Source organism: Mesorhizobium sp. B2-4-13 (assembly GCF_006658535.1).
Classification (GTDB): Bacteria; Pseudomonadota; Alphaproteobacteria; order Rhizobiales; family Rhizobiaceae; genus Mesorhizobium; species Mesorhizobium australicum.
In genome coordinates this window covers 797,616-820,132 of record NZ_VFVB01000001.1, presented here as the reverse complement: position 1 = coordinate 820,132, position 22,517 = coordinate 797,616, and the positions used below count along the sequence as shown (strand labels likewise).

19 protein-coding genes, 1 tRNA gene and 2 pseudogenes are annotated in these 22,517 nt (G+C 61.0%); 7 read left to right on the top strand and 15 right to left on the bottom strand.

Going from position 1 to position 22,517, the window contains the following annotated elements; all coding sequences use genetic code 11:
• Window positions 1-375: 375 nt before the first annotated feature.
• The 4 genes from hxsA to FJ936_RS03905 are packed head-to-tail and all read right to left on the bottom strand — an operon-like array spanning window position 376 to window position 3,705.
• A complete protein-coding gene (gene hxsA, locus FJ936_RS03920) occupies window positions 376-921 on the bottom strand; it encodes a His-Xaa-Ser repeat protein HxsA (RefSeq protein ID WP_141906121.1) in 546 nt (181 codons plus the stop codon).
• Window positions 918-2,027 carry a His-Xaa-Ser system radical SAM maturase HxsC gene (hxsC, locus tag FJ936_RS03915; protein WP_141906120.1) on the bottom strand — a complete coding sequence of 370 codons (1,110 nt, stop codon included), beginning with the start codon at window positions 2,025-2,027 and terminating at the stop codon, window positions 918-920. Before hxsC ends, hxsA begins: the two co-directional genes overlap by 4 nt.
• Window positions 2,024-3,433 (bottom strand): His-Xaa-Ser system radical SAM maturase HxsB, encoded by a 1,410-nt coding sequence (hxsB, locus tag FJ936_RS03910; RefSeq protein WP_141906119.1) that lies wholly within the window; start codon window positions 3,431-3,433, stop codon window positions 2,024-2,026. Before hxsB ends, hxsC begins: the two co-directional genes overlap by 4 nt.
• On the bottom strand, window positions 3,430-3,705 hold the full coding sequence (locus FJ936_RS03905; RefSeq protein ID WP_140793388.1) for a hypothetical protein: 276 nt from the start codon (window positions 3,703-3,705) through the stop codon (window positions 3,430-3,432). Before FJ936_RS03905 ends, hxsB begins: the two co-directional genes overlap by 4 nt.
• Before the next feature lie 393 nt (window positions 3,706-4,098).
• On the opposite strand from FJ936_RS03905, the gene FJ936_RS03900 reads away from it, so the two are divergent.
• A complete protein-coding gene (locus FJ936_RS03900; protein ID WP_246680400.1) occupies window positions 4,099-4,281 on the top strand; it encodes a hypothetical protein in 183 nt (60 codons plus the stop codon).
• 22 nt (window positions 4,282-4,303) lie between these two features.
• Here FJ936_RS03900 and FJ936_RS03895 read toward each other — a convergent pair whose 3' ends face one another.
• The 4 genes and pseudogenes from FJ936_RS03895 to FJ936_RS03875 all read right to left on the bottom strand — a co-directional run bounded on the left by FJ936_RS03895 (window position 4,304) and on the right by FJ936_RS03875 (window position 6,700).
• Complete coding sequence (locus FJ936_RS03895; RefSeq protein ID WP_140793386.1) at window positions 4,304-4,804, bottom strand: DUF2285 domain-containing protein; 501 nt, start codon at window positions 4,802-4,804, stop codon at window positions 4,304-4,306.
• Window positions 4,805-4,859: 55 nt separating this feature from the next.
• Window positions 4,860-5,054 carry a DUF6499 domain-containing protein gene (locus FJ936_RS03890; RefSeq protein WP_141906118.1) on the bottom strand — a complete coding sequence of 65 codons (195 nt, stop codon included), beginning with the start codon at window positions 5,052-5,054 and terminating at the stop codon, window positions 4,860-4,862.
• Window positions 5,055-5,183: 129 nt separating this feature from the next.
• On the bottom strand, window positions 5,184-5,867 hold the full coding sequence (locus FJ936_RS03885) for a hypothetical protein (protein ID WP_246680399.1): 684 nt from the start codon (window positions 5,865-5,867) through the stop codon (window positions 5,184-5,186).
• Between the two features lie 507 nt (window positions 5,868-6,374).
• Window positions 6,375-6,700, bottom strand: a pseudogene (locus FJ936_RS03875) (DUF736 domain-containing protein).
• Window positions 6,701-7,302: 602 nt separating this feature from the next.
• On the opposite strand from FJ936_RS03875, the gene ligD reads away from it, so the two are divergent.
• The 3 genes from ligD to xth are packed head-to-tail and all read left to right on the top strand — an operon-like array spanning window position 7,303 to window position 9,941.
• The gene (gene ligD / locus FJ936_RS03870; RefSeq protein ID WP_210245815.1) at window positions 7,303-8,958 is read left to right on the top strand and encodes a DNA ligase D; all 1,656 of its coding nucleotides are present in this window, start codon (window positions 7,303-7,305) and stop codon (window positions 8,956-8,958) included.
• Complete coding sequence (locus FJ936_RS31235; protein WP_348643151.1) at window positions 8,873-9,133, top strand: hypothetical protein; 261 nt, start codon at window positions 8,873-8,875, stop codon at window positions 9,131-9,133. Before ligD ends, FJ936_RS31235 begins: the two co-directional genes overlap by 86 nt.
• Before the next feature lie 4 nt (window positions 9,134-9,137).
• On the top strand, window positions 9,138-9,941 hold the full coding sequence (gene xth / locus FJ936_RS03865; RefSeq protein WP_141906117.1) for an exodeoxyribonuclease III: 804 nt from the start codon (window positions 9,138-9,140) through the stop codon (window positions 9,939-9,941).
• A 149-nt stretch (window positions 9,942-10,090) separates the two neighbouring features.
• Here the strand turns inward: xth and FJ936_RS03860 are convergent, their stop codons facing one another.
• Complete coding sequence (locus FJ936_RS03860) at window positions 10,091-10,681, bottom strand: SOS response-associated peptidase (protein WP_141906116.1); 591 nt, start codon at window positions 10,679-10,681, stop codon at window positions 10,091-10,093.
• A gap of 60 nt (window positions 10,682-10,741) precedes the next feature.
• Between FJ936_RS03860 and FJ936_RS03855 the strand changes: the two genes are divergently transcribed.
• Window positions 10,742-11,248: an SOS response-associated peptidase gene (locus tag FJ936_RS03855; protein ID WP_141906144.1), complete on the top strand. Its 507-nt coding sequence runs from the start codon at window positions 10,742-10,744 to the stop codon at window positions 11,246-11,248.
• Between the two features lie 56 nt (window positions 11,249-11,304).
• Window positions 11,305-12,390, top strand: a complete 1,086-nt coding sequence (gene dinB / locus FJ936_RS03850) for a DNA polymerase IV (RefSeq protein ID WP_141906143.1) — start codon at window positions 11,305-11,307, stop codon at window positions 12,388-12,390.
• Window positions 12,391-12,554: 164 nt separating this feature from the next.
• Here dinB and FJ936_RS03845 read toward each other — a convergent pair.
• The 6 genes and pseudogenes from FJ936_RS03845 to FJ936_RS03815 all read right to left on the bottom strand — a co-directional run.
• Window positions 12,555-13,268: pseudogene (locus FJ936_RS03845) on the bottom strand (zincin-like metallopeptidase domain-containing protein); the annotation flags it as partial.
• A gap of 250 nt (window positions 13,269-13,518) precedes the next feature.
• Window positions 13,519-14,106: a cytochrome b gene (locus FJ936_RS03840; protein WP_140793558.1), complete on the bottom strand. Its 588-nt coding sequence runs from the start codon at window positions 14,104-14,106 to the stop codon at window positions 13,519-13,521.
• Window positions 14,103-14,594 (bottom strand): DUF4142 domain-containing protein, encoded by a 492-nt coding sequence (locus tag FJ936_RS03835; RefSeq protein ID WP_141906114.1) that lies wholly within the window; start codon window positions 14,592-14,594, stop codon window positions 14,103-14,105. Before FJ936_RS03835 ends, FJ936_RS03840 begins: the two co-directional genes overlap by 4 nt.
• Before the next feature lie 1,279 nt (window positions 14,595-15,873).
• Complete coding sequence (locus FJ936_RS03825; protein ID WP_015316320.1) at window positions 15,874-17,235, bottom strand: DUF6538 domain-containing protein; 1,362 nt, start codon at window positions 17,233-17,235, stop codon at window positions 15,874-15,876.
• A gap of 129 nt (window positions 17,236-17,364) precedes the next feature.
• Window positions 17,365-17,441, bottom strand: a tRNA-His gene (locus FJ936_RS03820).
• A gap of 351 nt (window positions 17,442-17,792) precedes the next feature.
• Complete coding sequence (locus FJ936_RS03815; protein WP_015316319.1) at window positions 17,793-18,251, bottom strand: phasin; 459 nt, start codon at window positions 18,249-18,251, stop codon at window positions 17,793-17,795.
• 248 nt (window positions 18,252-18,499) lie between these two features.
• Between FJ936_RS03815 and FJ936_RS03810 the strand changes: the two genes are divergently transcribed.
• On the top strand, window positions 18,500-22,366 hold the full coding sequence (locus tag FJ936_RS03810) for a PAS domain S-box protein (protein WP_141906113.1): 3,867 nt from the start codon (window positions 18,500-18,502) through the stop codon (window positions 22,364-22,366).
• The last annotated feature ends 151 nt before the right edge of the window (window positions 22,367-22,517 follow it).

Sequence of the window (22,517 nt, the reverse complement as noted above, 5' to 3'; positions counted from 1 at the left end):
CGAAGCGGCCGGTCCGCTCACAGGGTGCTCAGCATGCACTGTGAACGGCCAGGATAAGGCGCAAAGGCGACGTCCGGCGTGGTTGAAAGCGATGTCTCTTCAGGCAGGGCAAAGCTGACCTTAACGGCCGACATGAGGCGACCGCGGTCACTCCTGGGCCGGACGTATGCAATCCGCTTCAAGGTTCTTAGGCCACGATCCCGCGGCAGTTTCGATTTGCCGATTGCTTTGATCCTGTGATTACCGCCTGTGGTGGGATCAGAGGTGCGGCCGGACATGTGGGAAACAGGGCTATCGCTGTGTCGGCTTCTAAGTGGGTTCACGGTTTCGAAATCGGCCTGGCCTCGTTCTATTGCGCCCTGCAGGGTAGGAGCCCTATCTGGCCTCTATCCTCAGCGCAGTCAGCGTCTCCGGCGTGATCGTCCCGGTGACCTTCAGCGAGTAGTCCGCCTGCATGCGCAGCAGCCCCGCCCTTAATTCAGGATTCATCTCGCCGTCTAGCTCGCCGCTGTAGTAGCCGAATGCGAGCAGGGCGAACTGGACCTCCTGGACGATCTCCTTGAACTTGTAGGCATTGCCCGGGAGCGTCTTGAGGGGCGCAGGCGTTGGGGCGGTCGCGGGCGCCTGGTAAGTCGGCGCGGGCGTTGAGGGAGCGCTATACAGCGGAGCCGCTTCGCTCGGCGCCGGCGCGACGTAGGAATAGCCGCCCGTGGACGACCTATGGCTCGAGTGCGAGCTATGGCTGCTGTGACTGCTATGTCCGGCCAGCGTGTACAGGTGGTCAAGCTTGAAGGTGTCGAAGAGGGATTTCGTCTGTCCGAGGTCGCTGTCCAACGTTTGCTTAGTAGGCAGCGCCTGTGCATTGGCTGGCAAGAATCCCGCCGCGAGCAGCGACGGTATCGTGAAAAGCCGCTTCTTCATTGGATTGCCCCCAAATTGCTGTATCCATGGTTAGCTGGATGCCAATCGAAAAATCCTCCGCACACGGCCTTTAACGAGCATCCGTCGCATTCGTCTCGATAGGCACGCTTCCAGTCGGAGATCGTGGCCGGCGCCAGATGACGGTATCCTTCGGGCACCGTGCATAGCGGGAAATTGTAAAGCCAGGCGTCTATCCCGCGGCTCCTCACGAGATCGAGGGAACGGCCGACTACATCGAAGCCTTCCGAACTGTCGTAGAAGAGGTCCTTCCAGTTCATGCGGCCGAAGCCAATGTTCTCCATCTGCATGAGCGCCCAGGTTCGGATGAAGGGCAGCCTCGACGTGATGAATCGTGCCAGACTTGGCAGTCCGTCAGCGTTCGGATGCATAAGCACCGTGCGAAGTTCAACCTGCGCACCCAGACAACACAGAAGCGCCAGGTTCTTCAGCAGCTGCGTATGTGCACCCTCTTTGCCAACGATCTGGTCATGAACGGCCGGATCGCGGGAATAGAGAGGGATACCCCAGACAACCCTGCCCCGATCGATAAGGTTCATCGCGTGCCAGTCGCCCTCTTCGAAATGCTGGCCGTTCGTCAGGACGTGGAAGGATAGGTCAGCGCGAGCGTCCAAAACCCTCCTCAAGAGCTCGAAGAGCTGTGCCTTGAAAAGCGTCGGCTCGCCGCCGGAAATACCGATCGTCGCGCCTTCTGGGGCCAGCAACGCCGCCGTCTCGAAATACGTGAACAGGTCGACATGATGCTTCTTGGGTGGCTGGGAACACATCAGGCATACCTGGTCGCACCGCTCCGTCACCAGGAAGGTGTTGTGCAGAGATGAACTGCGGATGAGGCGGTCCGCGGTTCCGCGCCACGGGTTTACGAGCAGCACGTCTCCATCGACCTTGGCAGGATCGATGCCTAGAATTCGTATCGGACCGCCCTCGCCGACGTAGTCGGCGCCTTCCGGGCCGACGCGCTCCAGCGCCACGTCGAAAGGATTCAGTTGTTCAGTCTTTTGTTCGCGGCCATCGGCCTCAAACGAGCGAAGCCGGACCACGAAAGGCTGGTCAGCGTTTGCCTCCACCTTGATGCGCAAGGGTATCATTGGTGTGTGGGCGCCATGCTGTCGTCCCAGCGACCCACGCCGAGCCAGGCGGCCACCGAGGCGCGCGTCGGCTCGTCATTCCGGTAGAGGACCTCAAAGACCTTGTCGAATAGCGACAAGTGGCGGCCGCAGAACCATGTGTCAGGCCGCGGAACGTCAATCCGGCCATACCGGGAAATGTCGTCGATGACGTCAGTGCCGCAGAACGGCTGGTAGGCGCAGTGGACGCAATCTGGATCGAAGTGGTTGAGTGCTCCCGAATTGAGAACGTCGACCTTCGCTCTGTCGATTCCAGTGCTGACGTCACCAATGCTGAGATCGATGCGGCCAATCCTGGACAGCATCCGGGCCTCGTCGGTCGGGTAAAAGCGGCCGTCGTGATCGATCACGACATAGTCGGAGGCGAAGAAGTTCGGGTTTCGTATGTCGACGTGGTTATCGGCATCGAAGCGGAGCACGCGCCTCAGGCACTGGCTGAAGTAGTACTCTTCCATGAAACGCCCGGTCCGGTGATTGCGAGCGATCAGCAGGTCGATGAAGTCGGAATGGAGGCGATTCCAGCGCGCGAGGACATTGACGCCCTGTTGAATCTTTCGTGCGAATCCTTGGTGGTTGATCGGGCGCAGGTAGACTGAACGAATTCCGTAGCGTTCATAGTTGTCCAGCAGCGCGTCGAAGTCCGGCGGGTTGGCGACATCGACGGTGGGCAGGGCCGAAATTTTCCCTTCTGGATAGCGGGAAACGGCTGCCTCGAGATTTCGAAAGAAGACATCGGTGACTGCACTGCTGTGGGTCCGCTGACGCTCATGCGTCAGACGGTCTCCGTCAAGCGACGTACTCATCAAAGTGTCGTCGGCATCCAGGAAGGCCCATTCACGCTCCTCCAGTGCTTGCAGGTTCGTGCAGACGACGAATTGAGACCGCGTAAACTTTCCGCGGCAGAAGTCCCGAACGGCTTCTAGGATATCAACTCGAAGCAAGGGCTCACCTCCCTGGAACTCGATCTTGATATCCGGGCCTTCCAAGCGGTCGAGGAACGAAAGGACACTGGCGAGGGTCTCGTCCGACCAATCGAATCCGCGAGCATTCTCAGCAGCGCGAGAGACCTGGCAATAACCGCAAGCGAGATTGCACCTAAGCGTCGGCACGAGGATGACGTAGTTCATTCTCGTCGTGCGCGCCTGCCGCCTCGCCCACCTGTAGGCGAACGACGTCCACTGAAGGTCGAACTCTCGATCGAATACGTGGTTGCCTTCCCTAAGGAACGTTCCATCGAGTGAAGCCAGGCTGTCGGCGGCATACCGATCCAGGAAGCCATGGGTTGACTTGAAGAATCCGCCTGCATCGTCGCAGAACAATACCGAACCGTCCGACATGTCGCGGAACTTCAACGGCCAGACGTTCATCGGCTGGTGACCGCGGCGACGAGCGCCTGGCGCATAGTCAGTGTTTCGGCGTAGACCTTTTCACGATAGACAGCGTGCAAAACGTCTTTTCGAAACCGCTCTTCGGTGACGTCGCTTGAACCGCGTACTGATATCCCGCCGTCGCGCCAAGCAAACCTGCACGCGGGGTAATGTACCTGAAGGCGAAGCATCGCCGAACTGACGTGCTTTTCAAATTGTGGCGAAACATCCACCACGAAGTCTAATTCAGCAGCTCTAGGCAATTTTGTCATATCCCGCCCCGCGCGATAATGCGCGGGTCGGAATAAACAATCAATGGCATATTTGACCAAGCGCTTTCAGAATCGGCGTTGACTACGGCGTATTTCGCACACTCAGCTCCAACCCATACTTGCAGGTCCGCCAGAATACCTATTTCAAGGATGAGTGCTCCAAAGGAGGACGCAACAAAATGAGCTACCTGATGCTCCGCATCTCGATCGTGCTCACCCTGCTTCTGATGGCCGACGGCGTTGCTTCGCGAGCAAGTCATCGGCAACGGGCTGTTGGCGGCGCCTGTGGCTATTCTTCCCCTCGGCCTCTCCGCGAGACTCACCTACGCAAGTTACCGGCCGACTCCTGCCATCACCCGGTAAGCATAAAAACTCAATTCCTGCCGCCGCCGCGTGTTGTGGTCGTACCTGTCTTTTGCCGATTGCGTGTGCCTGGTCGAGGCGGCGCTGACCGCGCCGCGCGTCGGCCACACCATCTCCTACGGTAGTTCCGACAACAAGCTGAAGATGGTCGACAACAGCGGTGCGAACCATCTGGATTTCACAGGCCTGGCCTGCAGACCACGCAACACGTGAGCCGGGCGGCGTCGAAACCCCTTCAGGAAAGGCGCCGTCGCGCGCGCAGCAATTGGCGATAGCCGCGCTCGACCATGTTCAGGCCGTCCCGCACTAAGCGATGCGTCTGATATCGAAAAGCCGAGTCGTGCCAGTCGACGGCACTGACCAGTCGCCGACCGAACAAGGCGGTAGCGACTTCAAAATGGGATGCCTGCTCTTCCCGGCCATCGAGGCATCGCAGCATATGGCTTAGGCGCCGGCGTTGGGCTGCGGTCAATCGAGCGTCGGGAAGCTGCTGCCTGTGGATCGAGCGGATGAACCGCTCAATGGCTTGCAGCCGGTCGTACGCCATGTCGTCCAGCGGTATGATGGCGGCAAGCGGTTCGCCTGGCTTCGTATCGCCAAGAAGCGCCAGTTGCATACCGCCAAGCGACGAACGCATGTGAAGGCCGACCTCATCATGCCGGCCCATGGCCAACGGTACGTCGAAGGCGCTGCCCTCCCGCGCTTGCAGATCCGGTGGAACCTCGACAAGGTTCACGACCCCAGGATCGATCTGAGGCGCCCAATAGACGGGCTGCTCGACCGCGGACTGGTCAGGCCGAGCGGCGAAACTGCAAACCCCAGCGCTTGCCTAATGCGCGCCTCGACTTAGCCGAGCGGGAGGTTGCGAAGTCCTGCTGATAGTGCGGGTTGCGTCGCAGGAACTCCCAGGCGATCTCATCGGCGGCTGCGCCTTTGATGAATGCATATGCCTGTGGGTCACGCCACTGCGATGTATCGGGCTTCATCCGCGTCCTTCCCTTCTCAAGGATTTGATAGGGGGACGCGGTGTTGAGCGAAATCCTTGGATTCCGTCATTGACGAATGGACGAGGAGAGACCCCGGGTCAGGCGGTCAGGTTAGAACTTTTGGGAGACCTACTGGCTCGCGCCTTGCAGTGCCTTGAACACGTTTGTCCAGGCACGATAGGCGTCATCATCACCCTGGCTCCACGCACTGAAGGCGCGCCAGGCGGCGAAAGATGATGCAGACTGTTCGAACAGCGAGCCGTTCCATTGGTCGCCGGTGGGCCAGCCGGCCGGCTGATCGCACATCGCGTCCTGCGTAAGACCCCGGAGATCGGCCAAGGCCGAACGGATGTGCGGCAGGGGAAATTCGACCATGTCGGTGTTGTCATTCGCTTCCCGAACCACGACCGCAAGCTTGGCGATCACACCTGCCAGCGATTGGGCAGGCGTCGCCGCAATCTCAGCCAACAAGGCGTCAGCCTTTGCAGCATCGTCCTGCTCTTCCTCGCAGCAATCAATATAATCTCGGTCGGCGTTAGCCCCCGCCCCGCGCCCGATGACTTCGCCGATAGACAAGGGCGCGCCGCGCTCCAAGAGCACGTCCTCTGCCTGCTGCTGCCGGACACAGGAAGCAAGCATAGCAACGTGCGCTTCAATCCAGGCAAGGGATAGGACAAACGCGGGATCGGCTGACGGCTGGTCGTCGATGACCGGAGTGGTGGACGCCCGAAGATCGCCCCTGACCAACGGAGATTGCAGCTCCCGTTCGCGCGTGACGGAAGGCAAAGTCGTGGTATTGTCGGAATCAGCCATGATCCGAGCTCCACACAGCTTGGCATTGGTCAGGTCGGGCAAGGTGTTCCTGCACCTGCTCGACCGTTTCACCGCCGCCCAAGCGACCTGGAGATCATCTCTCCTGGGTCGCCGGCGGTGGCAACTAGCGGTGATTTAAGTGAATGCAGGTAAAAAATCAAGCCCTATGGCATCAAATGATACTTTTGGTATATACGAACTTACAAGCGGACAGGTTCGAGCCGCGCGTGCTTTGCTTCAATGGGATCAGAAAACGCTTGCCGAACGGTCCAAGGTCTCGCTCGCTACAATCAAACGACTAGAGCCTCTAACCGGTCCAATAAGTGCAAACAGAGTGACCATTGACGCGTTGCGACGCGCATTCGAATCCGCAGGTATTCAGTTCATCCCGGAGAATGGTGGTGGTGCGGGCGTGCGGCTCGCCAGCCGTTCTGATCGATCGTAGCAAGGTTTGGCAGTCATCATCAGGAGACGCCTCGCCCGGTACCGGGCGGGGCGTCTGCCAATTCACTCGCCGTTGCGGCGGCTGGGGCGGGACCAGATCAGGCTGTGGCCCTCGCCTTCCTCGTCGGCGAAGAGGTTGCGTAGATCGGAGCGGTGAAGCTCGGATCGTCTAGCTTGAGGCCGAGATAATCGCGACCCTCGTTGGAGCGCTTGGACCAGGCGGCGCCGATCTCGGCCTTGCCGACCAGGACGCGGTGGCTTGGGGCATTCTCGCCGTTGGCCCGGGTGTCGGGGACGATGCGCACGCCCTTGGCCTGGACGCTGAGAGTGACGATCTCGCCGGTGAACTCGTTCGCATTGGTCTTCTTGAAGATGCCGATGGTAGCCATTTTCAGTCTCCGTTCTTCGTTTGCGAGCCCGCACCATGCGGCCTCGATTGGGATCGTGAGGCCGGAGGCGACCGCCGCCGCATCGCTTGCGACCGCAGCACAGCGGAGGATGGCGCAGGCGCGCGTTTCTTGGTTCCGCGAGGAATGGGCTTTGCCCAGGGGAAGAAACCCGCGACGCGCCATTGCGGCATAGGCGATCGAGGCTTCAGCCGCCCTTCGGCCAGATCAGCCCGTTCGAGAGGTGATCGGCGCGCTCCGTGCAATCGAACACAAAGACTGTGGCGGCGTTAGCGTTGGCGGAGTTTTAGGATGGAGCGGATCATGAATTGGCAGCAAGTCGCGCGACCGCGCCCACATCGACAACATCAAGGTCAAGACGCGCAATTTCAGGTGAAACGCCGAATTCTGCCCGGCTCAGGATCGCAAATCGCACCAAAGCGTTACAGGTAGAACGTCTTGACGGCGCAGCTACGGAACAGGAAGACGATAATGGTAGACACAGTTGGGTCTGGTTTGAGCCAGGTCAAGTGAGCAAGTCAGCGTCGCGTCGCCCAATCATCAAAGGCGTTTCCACTCGCCCCACGAAGCCAGCCTCGCGCGGCTTGGCCATTCTGGCGCCACCTGCATTCCAGCCGGTCCAGCTTGCAAAACTGGTCGACACAGTCCCCGCCGGCGACCGCTGGATCCACGAAATGAAATACGATGGCTATCGTATTCTTGTCGCTGTGGGCGGCGGCGAGGCGCGCGCCTATACGCGCTCCGGTCTGGACTGGTCGGACCGCTTTCCCTCAATCCTGTCCGAGGCACGAAGGCTTAAGGTTCGCTCCGCCCTCATCGACGGTGAGGCCGTCGTCATCGACACCGAGGGACGATCCAGTTTCCAGGCGCTGCAGAACGCGTTAAAGGCTGCTCCCGCGAGCATCGATTTTTATGCCTTCGACCTGCTCCAACTCGACGGGGAAGACCTGACGAGGCTGGCGCTTCTGCAGCGCAAGGAGAAACTGGAGACAATCCTGCCGGCGAAGAGCCCCATCCTTCGCTACTCCGATCACATCCAGGGCCGGGGGGAAGAATTGCTGAACCGCTTCTGCGGCGCCGGCCTCGAGGGGGTTGTCTCGAAGCTGGCGGATTCGGACTATGTCGGAGCCCGCGATGGAAGCTGGCTGAAGATCAAGTGCATCAAACGTCAGGAATTCGTGCTCGTCGGCTGGACCCCGTCAGACAAGGATCGCGCCTTTCGATCGCTGATCCTTGGGGTCCATGACGGCGGAAAGCTGCGCTATGCCGGCAAAGTCGGGACCGGTTTTGATGCTGCCGAGATGGCCCGGCTGATGAAGACCATGGCCCCACTCGAGCAGAAGGACGCCACGGTCGAAGCGCCGCGCGCGGAGGTTCGCGGCGCGCACTGGCTGCCTCCCAGGCTTGTCGCCGAGATCGCCTTCACCGAGATGACCAATGAAGGAACACTGCGGCATCCAAGCTATCTCGGCCTGCGCGAGGACAAGAAACCGGAAGCGGTCGTGCTCGAGACGGAACACCGCACAGCGACACTGCCGCCGGCAACGACAACGACAACGATCGCGATTAGCAATCGCGGCCGCGTGATCTACCCTGAATCCAACATCACCAAGGGTCAGCTTGCCGATCATTACACCGACGTCGCCGCGATCATGCTTCCCTGGGCCGGCAGCAGGCCGATCAGTCTTGTCCGCTGCCCGCAGGGCCGAGCAAAGAAATGTTTTTTTCAAAAGCATGACGCGGGGAGCTTCGGCGACAAGGTCCATCACGTCGGGATCACCGAAAAGGATGGTCACGAGGAGCCCTATCTTTACGTCGACGACGCCGAGGGGCTTGTGACCTGTGTCCAGATGGGAACGATCGAGTTCCATGGATGGGGAGCGCGCATCGAAGACGTCGAGAAGGCCGACCGCCTCGTCTTTGACCTCGACCCCGACGAGGGACTGGATTTCGAGGCGGTTCGCGCTGCCGCATTCCAGTTCCGCGATATACTAAAGTCCCTTGGGTTGACCACCTTCCCGATGCTGACCGGGGGCAAGGGCGTGCATGTAATCGCGCCGCTCACGCCGCGAGCTGAATGGCCTGAGGTAAAGGCCTTCGCCTCAGGGCCTTGCACAGGCGGTCGCGCAGAGCGACCCCGCCCACTTCACGGCCGTGTTGTCGAAGGCGAAACGGAAGGGACGGATCTTCGTCGACTATCTGCGCAACCAGCGCGGCGCAACGGCGATCATGCCTTATAGCGCCAGGTCGCGGCCAGGAGCCCCGGTCGCGGCACCGGTCACCTGGGCGGAGATGAAGACAATCGATGCGCCCTCCCATTTCCATGTCGGCGATGCGCCCGAGTTGAAGAAGCGCGCCGCATCGAAGGCCCTCGCGGGATGGGGCCGGGCCGATCAGTTCCTCCCGGATCTATAACGCCATGAAGATCGCGACGTACAACGTCAACGGCGTCAACGGCCGCCTGCCAGTGCTGCTGCGCTGGCTGGAAGAGGCAGCGCCGGACATTGCCTGTCTTCAGGAACTGAAGGCGCCGCAGGAGAAGTTCCCCGAAGGGCCAATCCGCGACCTTGGCTATGACGTGATCTGGCATGGCCAGAAAAGCTGGAACGGCGTCGCGATCCTGAGCCGCGTCGGCAAGATTCACGAAACGCGGCGCGGCCTACCGGGCGACCCCGACGACGGCCATAGCCGCTACATCGAAGCAGCAGTCAATGGCATCATTGTCGGGTGTCTCTATCTTCCGAATGGCAATCCGAAGCCTGGCCCGAAATTCGACTATAAGCTGCGTTGGTTCGAGCGATTGATTGACCACGCGGCAGAATTGCTCGGCTCCGATCAGCCGGTGGTGCTGGCAGGCGATTTCAACGTCATGCCGACCGAACTCGATGTCTACAAGCCGGAGCGCTGGCTGGACGATGCCCTGTTCGCGCCCGAGGCGCGCGCCGCCTACGCGACGCTGCTCAGACAAGGCTGGGCCGACGCGCTGCGCGCGCGTCATCCCGGTGAGAAGATCTACACGTTCTGGGATTATTTCCGCAATGCCTTCGGCCGCAACGCAGGCCTGCGCATCGACCACCTTCTGCTGAGCCCGTCACTGAAGAAGCGGCTGATCGACGCCCAGGTCGACGTCGAGGTGCGCGGCTGGGAAAGAAGCAGCGATCACGCGCCGGTCTGGATCGAGCTCTCGCAAAAGGCACCGCCTCGCGTCCGTTCGAAGGCCTGACGACGATTCAGCTCCGGTCTCGGCTGGGGCGTTGGTTGCTCGCCAATGATGAAACCTTCGCGCCATATAGCCGCGGGGCCCACAGGCTTGGTGCGCCTAGAATGCCTCCGCCCAAATCGCGGCAGCATTGAGCGGCGCACCGCCTCACATCACCCGACCTGCTCCACGACCAGCGTCCCCGCCTGAAGCGGCTTGATCAGGGATTTGGCGGACACGGAGGGATCAAGCCAGCTCGCCCAATCCTTGCGCTCCAGGATCACGATCTGCCGATCGTGATATGACGCGATGTCCGGGCCAGGTTCCATCGTGAGCATGGTGAACGCCTCCCCGACATCACTGGTATCGCGCCAGACCCCGGCAATGCAGAAGACCGGCTCGTCGCGCTTGGTGAAGAGCCACTTGTCCTTGCGCTTCTTGCTCTTCTCTGCTGGTTCGGTGAATTCATAAAACCCATCGGCTGGTATTAGGCAGCGGTTTGACGCGAACTCGCGACCGTCCGAGCGGAAGTTGTAGACCGGCCTCTTGTTCGGTCCAGGCCAGCTCCACCGGCGCTGAACAAGGTCAGCCTCGCCGCTCGCGCCGTCGACCGGGCGGATGATCGGCCCGATATCGGTTATCTTGATGTCCTCGCGCGCCTGGATGTTCGGCGCTCCTTCACTGAAGCGGATCTTGATCTTGAGATCGGCGAAATCCTCCACGATCGAGGCGACGTCCACCATCAGCCGATAATCATTGCACATGTCTCATCTCGTCTCTGCGGCATTGCGCGATGGCTGCGTTCCTGTTATGTTCTTTTGGCGATGAGCGCAACAGTTTTCGATTCCGACACTCCGCTCGATGAACCCCGCGTCATCATAAGACGCCACGGCGGCGATGTTGAGATGCTCAAGCTGACGTGGGGACTTCAACCGAAGGAACCAGGCGGGCGCCCTTTCACTGTGGTGCGCGCGGAGGATCGATCATTCCCGAGCCATCGCTGCCTCGTGCCGGCGTCCGAATTCCGGCACCGCAGCCAGGGGAAGAACTACAGCTTTCGGCTCGCCAACGGTGACTGGTTCTATTTCGCCGGCATCTGGCGGCCGGCGACGCGCGATTGGCCGGAAGCCTACGCGATCCTCACGATCCAGGCCAATGACGACATCGCGACTTATCATGATCGCCAGATGGCGGTGCTGCGCCGAGACCAGCGCTCGGCGTGGCTGGACATGACGCGTCCCGAACACGAAGTGCTTCGTCCCCTTCCCAAGGACAGTTTTCGGATTTCTAGCCTCCATCAGGGCCGCGCGCAGGCTGAATTTGCGATCTGAGTGTTGTGGATCCGGTGGCACGAAGCACATATCCTGCCGACGCGCATGGCAGCCATATGTCCCCTGACCGCAGCTCCGAACATCGAAAGATCATCCATGTCGACATGGATGCGTTCTACGCGTCCGTCGAACAGCGCGACAATCCGGAGCTGCGCGGCAAGCCGCTTGCCGTTGGCGGAGCGGCCGCGCGCGGCGTGGTGGCTGCCGCAAGCTATGAGGCCCGCGCCTTCGGCGTTCGTTCCGCGATGCCTTCCATCACGGCAAAGCGCAAATGCCCCGAGCTGGTCTTCGTGCCACCTCGCTTCGACGTCTACCGGTCGGTCTCGGGCCAGATCCGAGAGGTGTTCGCCGAACACACCGATCTCATCGAACCGCTCTCGCTCGACGAGGCCTATCTGGACGTGACGCAGAACAGGCTCAACCTTTCGTCTGCCACGACGATCGCCGAAATGATCCGGGCGAAAATCCTGCTGGTGACGGGTCTCACCGCTTCCGCCGGCATCTCATACAACAAATTCCTCGCCAAGATGGCGTCCGACCAGAACAAGCCAAACGGGCAGTTCGTCATCACGCCCCGCCATGGGCCGGCCTTCGTGGAGACGTTGCCAATCAAGAAATTTCATGGTGTCGGTCCCGCGACGGCCGCCAAGATGGAGGCGCTGGGCATCGAGACCGGAGCCGACCTCAAGGACCGCTCGCTTCCCTTCCTGCAGCAGCATTTCGGCAAGTCAGGGCTCTGGTACTATCAGATCGCGCGCGCCATCGACGAACGCCCGGTCGAGCCGGATCGGCCGCGCAAATCGATCGGCGCCGAGGATACGTTCGCAGCCGACATCATCGAGCTCGCTGCAGCAATCGCCGAGCTCAAGCCGTTGACAGCCAAGGTCTGGGGATACTGTGAAGGCAAGGGCATCCGCGGTCGGACGATCACGCTGAAGGTCAAATTTGCCGATTTCCAGCAGATCACGCGCAGCCGCACCGTGTCGGTGCCAATCGAGTTCTTCGAGTTCGAACGTCTCGCATCCGATCTCCTGAGGTCGGTGTTTCCGGTACAGAAGGAAATCCGGCTGTTGGGCGTAACACTTTCGTCCCTAGGCGATGTGTTGCCGCCGGAACAGCGGCAACTTCGGTTCGAACTTTAGGATGGCCGCGAAAAGGAAATGGCCTCCGGCTCCGCGGATCAGCACGCGTGGGGATCGATTTCGCGAGTTTATCTGGAGGGTTTCACACTTGTCGGAGGGCTTGGCCATGCGAAGAACACGGGAGGCACATGGCCTCCCCCTCCGAAGTTTGATGCGTGAGAACATCAGGCGGCCTCGCATTCTTCCGCGGCCTCCGGCTGAAGGCCATGCAGGAAAGCCACGGCGCGCTGCGCATGGGCAGCGGCCGAGAAGATCGCGCGCTTGTCGTCGCCGAGGACTCTCAACCATGAGCCGAGGTAGCTCGCGTGGTCCGGCCTGGGCTCAAGTTCGGGCGCGATACCAAGATCGGCGCAGAGGAAGCAGCTTCCGAGCTCGGCAATCAGTTCCTCGCGCGCTCGCTCGCTGCGATCTTTGGCGTAGCGGCTAAGGTCGCGGTTCACGCGATGCGGCGCCGACGTCCAATGGGTGACCTCGTGACTGAGTGTGGCAACGTACGAAGCGGCGTCCCGGAACGTCTGGAACGGCGGCATCTGAATATGGTCCGTCACCGGGGCGAAGTAGGCGCGATCCCCGCCGTGCCGGATTGCCGCCCCGGTATTGGCAAAGAACTGGTCGGCATGCTCGATCCGGGCGATCGGATCGCGCACCGGCTCTGCCTGCCGCCGATAAAATTGGTCGGGCAGACCATCGATTTGCGCCAGGTTGAAAACGGAATACGCCTTGAGGAACGGAATCTCGCGGTCGATTTCCTCGGCCCTGGTGTCCGTCTCCGTCCTGGTGAAGCGGCTGGCGAAGACCACCATAGACCCGGTCTCGCCCTTGCGAACCCCGCCGCCAAGTTCGAGCGCCTGCTTGAATGTCACGTACCCGTGTGCTGCAGATCGATGCTCCGGCCCTGGTGCCGCTGCGCTTCGAACCTGCATACTCGGCGGCCACATCGTGGATTCGAATTTTGACGCCGAGACCCTGGTGCCGCTGCGCCAAGGCGAAGCCTCGAATTGTGTAGCAAGGACGACAGCCCGATCTGGGTTGTCCTCACTGGCCGATGACATCCAGCGAAGTGCGGCAACATCCGATCAAAATGTGGCTCCGAAACGGTCTCCGGCTTGAGTGACCTGCGGACGGTAGCTACCTGCCCTTAGTCGTCTGCTGACGACGAACCCACATTCTGCCAAAAACCTTATCCCGCAAAACGTGATGGTGAATGAGCGCCGCAATGGCGTGCCCTGCCGCCAAGATCACAATCGCCCATCCGACATAGTTGTGAAGCTCTTCGAAAGTGTGGGCGAGGTCTCGATTCTGCGCCATCAAGGCAGGAATCGTGAATAGTCCGAAGAACGTAAACTCCTCTCCCTGGGCCCATCGCAATACGAAGCCCAGCCCGCTCTCTGCGGCAAGGAACACGTACAGGACGATGTACATGAGCCGGGAGAGCGTTCCCGAAAGCCCGACCTCCGGCGTCAATTGCCGGCCGCCTGTCAGCCGCCATGTGATCCGGGCAAGAATTAGGACGGCGAACAGGATTCCCAGTGAGACATGCGTGCCCTCCAAGAGAGGGCGCCAGGATCGGTCATGCGGCGTGACGTAGTTCCATACCAGCGAAGTACCGAACAACAGGACGACGAAAACCACCGTCAGCCAATGAAACCAGAGTGTAGGCCGGTCGTAGTATTCCAGCTCGATCGTTCGACTTTTGACGCCGGACTCGCTCGTCATGGTTTGGCCAGTGAGCGCGCCATTTTCAGGTGCTTCTCAAGTGTCGGCAAGGTCTTCTTGGCGAGCTTAGCGACCTTGCTGCTGCCGGTCTTCGCCTCATCCTGGAACTCGGCGATATCCTTCTGGTGGTCGGACACCATGTAGGTGGCAAACTCCTGATCGAAAGCCGTCCCCGAAAGTCCGTTCAGTTTCGTCATCTCGGCAGTTGCTTCGTCGGTGAGATCGTCGGTGTCGGCAACACCCATTTTCTTGCCGACAGCCAGTGCCTGCTTCTTGGCCTTGCCATGGTCTTTTACGAGCGTTTGGCCGAACGCCTTGACGCCTTTGCTGTCGCCTTTTTGCGTGGCAAGGGTGCCAAGAGCGACTTCGGAATTGTCGCCTTTGATGGCATCGGTCAGAAAATCTGAATCGCTTTTGGCGAGTGCCTGGGTGCTGGCAGTGATGCCGGCAGCGAATGCTACGACAGCGAAGATGCGATGTGTGGTCATGGCAGAGCCTTTCGGAGACCTAGGAGCCGACCCGAACGGATGCTCCCGATCCTTGTTCCATCAACGGCCAAAAAAACCGGTAGTGGGTCAGTTTGAATTTATGAAGCCGCTAGGGCGGCTATCTGCCAGATAGTCAGTCACGGAACGCACATATTGCTTGCGGCGTCCCAATTGCCCTTGCCAGGGTCATCATAGCATCGAACGTTCAACATGCTGATGGCGACCCCGAACAGAACAGCAAGGACGGCGCTAGACATGCTGCCCCATATAAGCGCGCGGATGAACCGCTGTTTTCTGGTCATAGCCGTTCCCTTCGGATAATCATGCCATGCCCAGCCGTTCGACCTCGCCAGGATGGGCGAATTCGAACCGACGAACCATGTCGGGGATTGTGGTCTTTACAAAAACTCGTCCGCACATTTTTGAGCCGGCCAATTACGTTAGGGAAGACCAAAATGGGAACGCATTGAGAACAAGTCAAGCCGTTCCGTTACTCCGACAAACCCGGCGCTAGTGGGTCAGTTTCTTATCGGTCATAGTAACCAAACCTCGCCGGGCCGGACCCCAACTTGTCAGCGGTAGGATTTGACACAGGGGACGGGCTCCCGATATCGGCTTCCCCTATTTTTCGTCTCACTGCCTCTTGTGCTTCGGTGGGGTCGCCGTATCCAGCGATCCAGCAGAAGGCCATGGGAGGCTCATTCTCGGTCCAAACGGGGACAATCCAAGCCTTGATTTCTACTTTGGGGTTCATGGTATCAATTGTGGCATTCAGGGCTGGCTATTTGAAGGCGAATTTTCAAACTGACCCACTACCAAAAAACCGCCCCAATTGGTTGCGGGGATAGGATTTGAACCTGCTGGCCGCGTGCGAAGTCGCTTCAACAGACGAACTCAGTTGCAGCGCTGTATTGGCGGTAGCGCTCTGAGGCTACCCTCTCTTAGCCGGTATGGTCAGCGATTTGTCCGAAATGTACGCCGCAGCCGCCGGTCGCCGCCGACCAGAGACACATCCTTCCCGTACTGCAAAAAGTCCGCTTACTCAGACGATATGCTTTGTGCGTGGAGGACCAGAAAGGATGATCCGTGAAGCGGCGCTCGCCAACAGCGCGGCCGATCACGGTTGAGCGGATTGAGCGCGCGCTCGATCGCGTTGCCGAGATCATCGTCGCGCGAGGTGAGCAGGGTGAGGCATGGCTCCCGTTATACGATTATCTCGAACGCGCACAGCAGGACTACCAGGCGAAGCAGGATCGGCTTGCGGTGGTGCGACAGCGCGCTAAACGATCGCGGGATCAAAGGGCAGAACGATCTTCATGAGTTCTTCCTGCCACATCTTCATCTCACCGCCCTCGCCATATTTTGGCCGGTCAATTGTATGGCCCATCAGCATGCGACGCAGTTCCTCGTCCAGCCTGGCATTCTTCATACGGTCTTCGAAGGAGTGCCGCAGCGAATACACCGTGTGCTTGTCGGTCGGGAACAATCCGTGGGTCTCGAAGTGCTTGTTGAGCAGCGCTGATAAGGACGCCTCACGATCCTTGTACCGCGGAAAGCCCTTCGGATGCTTCTTGAACACCTCGAGAGCGACACCGATCAGAGGCACCTTGCGCACCGATGAAGCGGTCTTGATCTCGCGCGGATCATCAGGGTCGTCACGTGGCTCGATCGAAATGTGGGGCACTTCATGATCAAGATGGATGACACCGGCGTGGAGGTTGGCGAGTTCGCTTGGCCTGGCACCCGTTTCCGCGAAGGCAAGCACGATGCCGCGTGCCTCGTCATTGAGCGTCGCCAGCGCGCCAGGTGCAAATATCTTGTCGCGAATCCAGTCGGTTGGAAATGGAGGCCGAGAGCGCTTCGACTTGTCGCTGAATGACAGGTCGGCGAAGGGGTTCTTCTGCTCGGGAAGCCCAATATGCCGATAGTAATCGGCGTAAAGGCTCCGGAGATTACCCATATTTCGGTTGCCGGTCGACGCCGAGCGGTCGGCCCTCCCCTTCTCAGGCGCAATTCTGTCCAGCCAATATTTGTGGACCGTCCGCGCGTTGTCGCGGGTGATCTCGCCCATTCGCTTGTCGCCTACCAAGGCTATGAAGACGTCGACGCTCATTTGGCGTTTTGCCTTCCACCGCTTTCTCTGATCTGGGCTTTTGCTGCGGATTTCGTCGCGAGCAATGTCGGTAAAATAGAGTTGCAGCGCCTTTGATATCTTATCGTCAGGTGGGGCTACCGCACCGCTGACCGCGTCGATCAGTGGTGAGCTGTGAGGTTTTCCAATCGTGGCTTCGACGCGCTGCAAGATTGTGTCGAGCGGCTCGGCAATAAGGATGTCCGCGAGCGGCCGGTAAACGAACCCCAAGGCTTCCGCGCGTTTGATCGCTCGCTGGTATCGAATGCGTGCGGCTTGAGGATTGTCTCCCACCATAAGGGAGGACCAAAGCGCGTTGTCGGCAGCCTCATGAAGATCGCGGGCAGTTCGGGCCTTCGACCGGTCAATCGTGTCCAAGGCGCGACGAACGAATTCACCACGCTCATCGAGATCCCGGAGTTCCTTTGGGACGCGGCGGTAGTAGTGAAAATGGCTGCCTCGCACCCTAAGGAAGCGGTCAGGGTCTTGCTCTTCGCGGCGTCTTCCCATGTCTTAGCGTACCATTTGTAGCACAATAGGTAGCACAATAGGTAGCACAAAAGCTCAAAACGGGGCAATACCCTCGGCAGAATGCGACATTTTATGCAGTAAGATCAATAGCTTGGTGGAGAATGCTAGTGGTACCGTTGGCTGGGATCGAACCAGCGACCTCCGGATCCACAATCCGGCGCTCTAACCATCTGAGCTACAACGGCACGTCTTAACGTTAGTAGCAGGATCGGGGTGGAAGGTTCACTCTCCGCGATCCGCTCTTTCGTTCGGCGATGCGTCCTTACGGGCTTATGAATTCTAATTCAAGGCTTTTGCAAAGCAAAGGCCACTTCCCTACAGCGGCGCCCCTTTCGCCGGGCAAAGAAAAAGGCCGGCGGGAGGAGGTGCCGGCCTTTTCCTGTTACGAGCCAGCGGGAGGAGGTGCTGGCTGGTCACCCCGAAGAGCAGAGGGAGGAGGTTCCACTCGCCGGGTATTCGCTCGGTCGCCACTGTCTCACATCTATTTGTCCGACAAAATGCGACCTTTTGTTGCATCCGCGGACGATGCGCACTTGTTAGGCGGCCTTGATTTCCTTGATCGCCTTCTCGAAGGCGGTCTTGATCGGCTTCGAGACGTCCTCGGCCGCCTTCGAGGCAACGGCCTGGAAGTCCTTGGCCTGCTCGACGGTCAGTTCGACGCGCTTACGCAGAAACGCGGTCTGCAACTCGATGACTTCCGACAGCGACTTCGCGCCGATCAGGGCTTCGAGATGCGAGAAGCCGGCCTCCGCGTTGGCGCGCAGCGCGGTGATGGTCTTGAGCGACAGGTCGCTGGAAACAGCCTTGGCGGTTTCGTAGGTCGACTCCAGGGCCTTCTGGGTTTCCTCGGCACCGGTCTTGAGCTTGGCGTAGGCCTCCTTCGACTGCTCAACGCCCTTTTCGGCGAAAGCGCGCATCTGGTCGGTGGCCTTGGAAGCGTCGAAGCTCGGGAATTCAACGTTTTCGATCGTCTCGGCGGTCTTGGTCCTGGACATTTTCCATCCTTTTCAGCGGCAGCGGCTTTGACAGAAAGCCGTCTCGTTCATGTATGATGGCAACATAAAGGCAAATCTTGTGCATTGCAATATCTTTGTTGCAGTGCACAAAAAAATGTTTTGGGCCGTTAACCAAACGGCCAAAATTCAGCCTTTGCACGTTCTGGCTTGTGGACCTTCGTGGCTGCGGCTTTTATTAACAAAGCGTTAACTGCAAATTCGCCGCTCCGTGAGGGTTCGCCAAGCGCATGCCGTCCGAATATTCCTTCCTCGACGTCGCCGTGCTTGACGCGGTCCGCCAGCGGTTTGCCGCCGGCGACGCAATCGCGATCCTGTCGGTGGACCTCGAGCAGGTGATCTGGGCCAACGGGCCGGGCGCCGCCATGTTCGGCTATCCCGATATCGAAGCGATCATCGGGGCTTCGGCGCGGCTGCCGCTGATCGCACGCCGCCAGATCATGGCGACCAGCGGTTTTCCCCAGATCGGCGTCGATCGATCGATTACCGTGCGCCTGGCGACCGGCATGACCAGTCGCGCCGTCGGCTTTCTTGCCAGTGCCGTGACGCTACCCGACGGCGAGAATGCCATCATGCTGGCGGTGCCGGCCGCGCAGACCGGCTCGCGCAGTGCCGCCGAGATCGCCGGCCGGGCAATCAGCGGCTTTACCGAAGACGGCCATTTCATCGCCTTCATCGATGCCAAGGGCAATGTCGAGGCCGCCTCGGAGGGATTTTCGGCGCTCGGCATCCAGCCCGCGACACTGGCCGCCCTGGTGGCCGACGTCGCGGCCGAGGGCGAGCGCATCGTCAAGCGCCTCGTTCCGGGCGGCAGGACCTCCTACCCCGCCGGCCTCGCCCGGCTGACGCCGGAGCGGCATCTGCTGGTGGTGATAGACGAGGACCAACTCGAGGACAGCGCGGCTCCGGCGGACGGTTCGCCCGCGACCACGGAAAGCCCCGCCGAGGAGGTTGGCGTTCGGATGGCGGCAACCGCCGCGACAGAGGCGAGCGAGCGGTTGCCCGCCGTTGCCGCGACCGAGCACGAACACGTCCCTTCCGGGCCCATGGCTGGCGATATGCCGGAACCGACAGCGCAGGAAATCGAGGAGCCGGCCGGGCCGACACCCGTTGCCGCCGACAATGATCAGCCGGCGGCGGGCACGCCAGGGCAGCACGATCATTGGTATTTCAATGCCGGAGAAGACGACGCGCCAGCCGCGCCCGAACCGAAACGCGTGGCAGAGGCGGTCGGCACCGAAGCTGCGGCGCACAGTGTAAAGCAGGACGAGGCCACCTCGCCTGTAGCCCCGACCGCGACCGTGGCCACCCGGACGATAGACCGCTCGGCCGCACCGCTGCGTTTTGTCTGGCGGACCGACGCCGAGGGTAAGTTCAGCGCCCTGTCGCCGGAATTCGCCGATATCGTCGGCCATCCGGCCGCCGACGTGATCGGCCGGCGCTTCCGGGATGTGGCGGCGGCCTTCGGCCTTGATGCATCCGGCGAGATCGCCGGCCTGCTGGAGCGGCGCGACACCTGGTCCGGCCGCTCGGTGCTGTGGCCGGTCGTCGGTACCGACCTGAAGATCCCTGTCGACCTGGCGGCATTGCCTGTCTATGGCCGCGGCCGCGCCTTCGAAGGCTTCCGCGGCTTCGGCGTCGCGCGAAGCGGGGATGCGGTCGTCGATCCGGAAGCGATCGGCATGGCCCTGGTTCCCAATGGCGGAATGCAGGCGGCACCCAAGCCGGAAGCCGTGGAGACAGTGCCGGAAGATCCAAAGGCCGAAGAACCAAAGGCATTGGATCCGTTCAAGGGCGAAGTGCCGGCACTGACCATCGTCCCGAAACCGGAGCGGCGCTTTGCCGACAAGGTCATCCGGTTGGCCGAACACCGGCAGCCGGCCAACGACAAGGGGCTGTCCTCGCTGGAACGCAGCGCATTCCGCGAGATCGGCGAGCGGCTGAAGAAAGACAGTTCCGCGGCAGAGCCGCCAGCGGCAGCCGAGCCGGCAAGACAGGCGGAACAAGGTGCCGGAACAGGGTCTTTGCCCGGACCGCACGAAGCGGCCAAGCCGGAGACCGATGCGAAGCCGCGGGCGGATACCGCCACCCCGAACGCCGAACCAGCAGATTCGAGCCAGGAACCGGCGAGCGGCCCGGCGCATGAGATGCCGGCGCCCGATGCGGAAGACCAGCCGGATGCGGGCGAATCTCCAAGCGATGCCGAGGATCAGAGGGATCTGGCGCGGCTCGACGGTGCGCAACCGGACCAGGCCGAACAACAGGCGCCGGCCTCCAAATCCCCGCCGACCGAGGCCTCGGGCTCCCTGCTCGACTATGCCGCCGACGACAGCGACAAAGAGGCAGCGACGGCCGAGGATGGCGAGGCACCGGCTGATGACGACAGTATGACGTCAGACGATTTTCGCGACGCCGAGGATGACGAGGATTGGGCCGGCGACGAAGCAACTGCATCCGGCGATCAAGCGATTGCGGCCACCGGCGGAACCGGCGGCACGCATCACGCGGCCGAGACGCTCATCCAGCCGCCACGGCTGCAGGTACCGCCGCTCAAGACCGAAGGGTTCATGCCGTCGGCTTTTTCCGTCGGCACAGAAAACAAGACGCCGGATACATCGCTGCTCGGCAAGCTGCCGGTGCCGCTGATCATCCATTCAGGCGACCAGTTGCACTATGCCAACGAGGAATTCCTCGACCTGACCAGGTACGCGACGCTGGAGGACCTCGAGGATGCGGGCGGCCTCGGCGCTTTGTTTGCCGATCCCTATGCCGATGACGGCGCCTCCGACGGCAGCGACCGGGCGCTGCGGCTGAAGACGCGCGACGGGCAGGAATTCCCGATCGACGCCATCCTGCGCTCCGTGCCCTGGCGCGACGGCAAGGCCCTGATGCTGGTCGTTCGCCGTTCCGGCGAGGATGATGCGCCCGCGGCAGCGCATGCGATCGGCGAGGAGCCGACGCAGCCCGACATTTCCGAGCTGAAGGCACGCATCGCCGAGATGCGCACCATCATCGACACAGCTACCGACGGGGTCGTGCTGATCGGCAGCGACGGCACCATCCGTTCGATCAGCCGCCCGGCCGAGGCGCTGTTCGGTTTCGACAGCGACGAGGTGACCGGCAAGCCCTTCGCCTCGCTGTTTGCCATCGAGAGCCAGCGCGCGGCGCGCGACTATCTCACCGGCCTGTCGGAGCCTGGTGTGGCGAGCGTCTTGAATGACGGCCGCGAGGTGATCGGCCGCGAAGCACAGGGACGCTTCATCCCGCTGTTCATGACCATCGGCCGGTTGCCCAACGACAGCGGCTTCTGTGCCGTGGTGCGCGACATCACGCAGTGGAAGCGAGCCGAAGAGGATCTCACCCAGGCGCGCGCGGTGGCCGAACGCGCCTCCTCGCAGAAGACAGATTTCCTCGCCCGCATCAGCCATGAGATCCGCACGCCGCTCAACGCCATCATCGGCTTTTCCGAACTGATGGTCGACGAGAAGTTCGGGCCGGTGGCCAATGACCGCTACCGCGATTATCTGCGCGACATCAACCGCTCGGGCAACCACGTGCTCGATCTGGTCAACGACCTCCTGGATATCTCGAAGATCGAGGCCGGCCAGCAGGAAATGGCTTATGAGGCGGTGTCGCTCAACGATACACTGGCCGAAACCGTGGCGATGATGCAGCCCCAGGCCAACCGCGAACGCGTCATCATCCGCTCCAGCTTCGCCTCGCGGCTGCCGGAAGTGGTGGCGGACCTGCGCAGCGTGCGCCAGATCGCGCTCAACATCCTGTCCAACGCCGTGCGCTATACCCAGGCCGGCGGCCAGGTGATCGTCTCGACCGCCTACGAGACCTCGGGCGACGTCGTCATGCGGGTCCGCGACACCGGCATCGGCATGAGCCAGGCCGAGATCGAGCAGGCGCTGAAGCCGTTCAAGCAGATCAATGCGCTGAAGCGTGGGCGCGGCGACGGCACCGGCCTTGGCCTGCCGCTGACCAAGGCGATGGTGGAAGCCAACCGCGCCCGCTTCACCATCAATTCGACGCCCGGCGAAGGCACGCTGGTGGAGGTTGCGTTTCCCTCGACCCGGGTGCTCGCGGAATAGCAAGCCAAGAAAAAAGGCGCCCGGTAAGGACGCCTTAGGAAATTGGATTGCTGTCACAACGGGGCTTGAGCTGAATTCAGATCCTCGGGGCTGAGGAACGGGATTTCTCCCTCAAGTTACGTGCGACTATCGACGCCGGGCCTTAACAAGT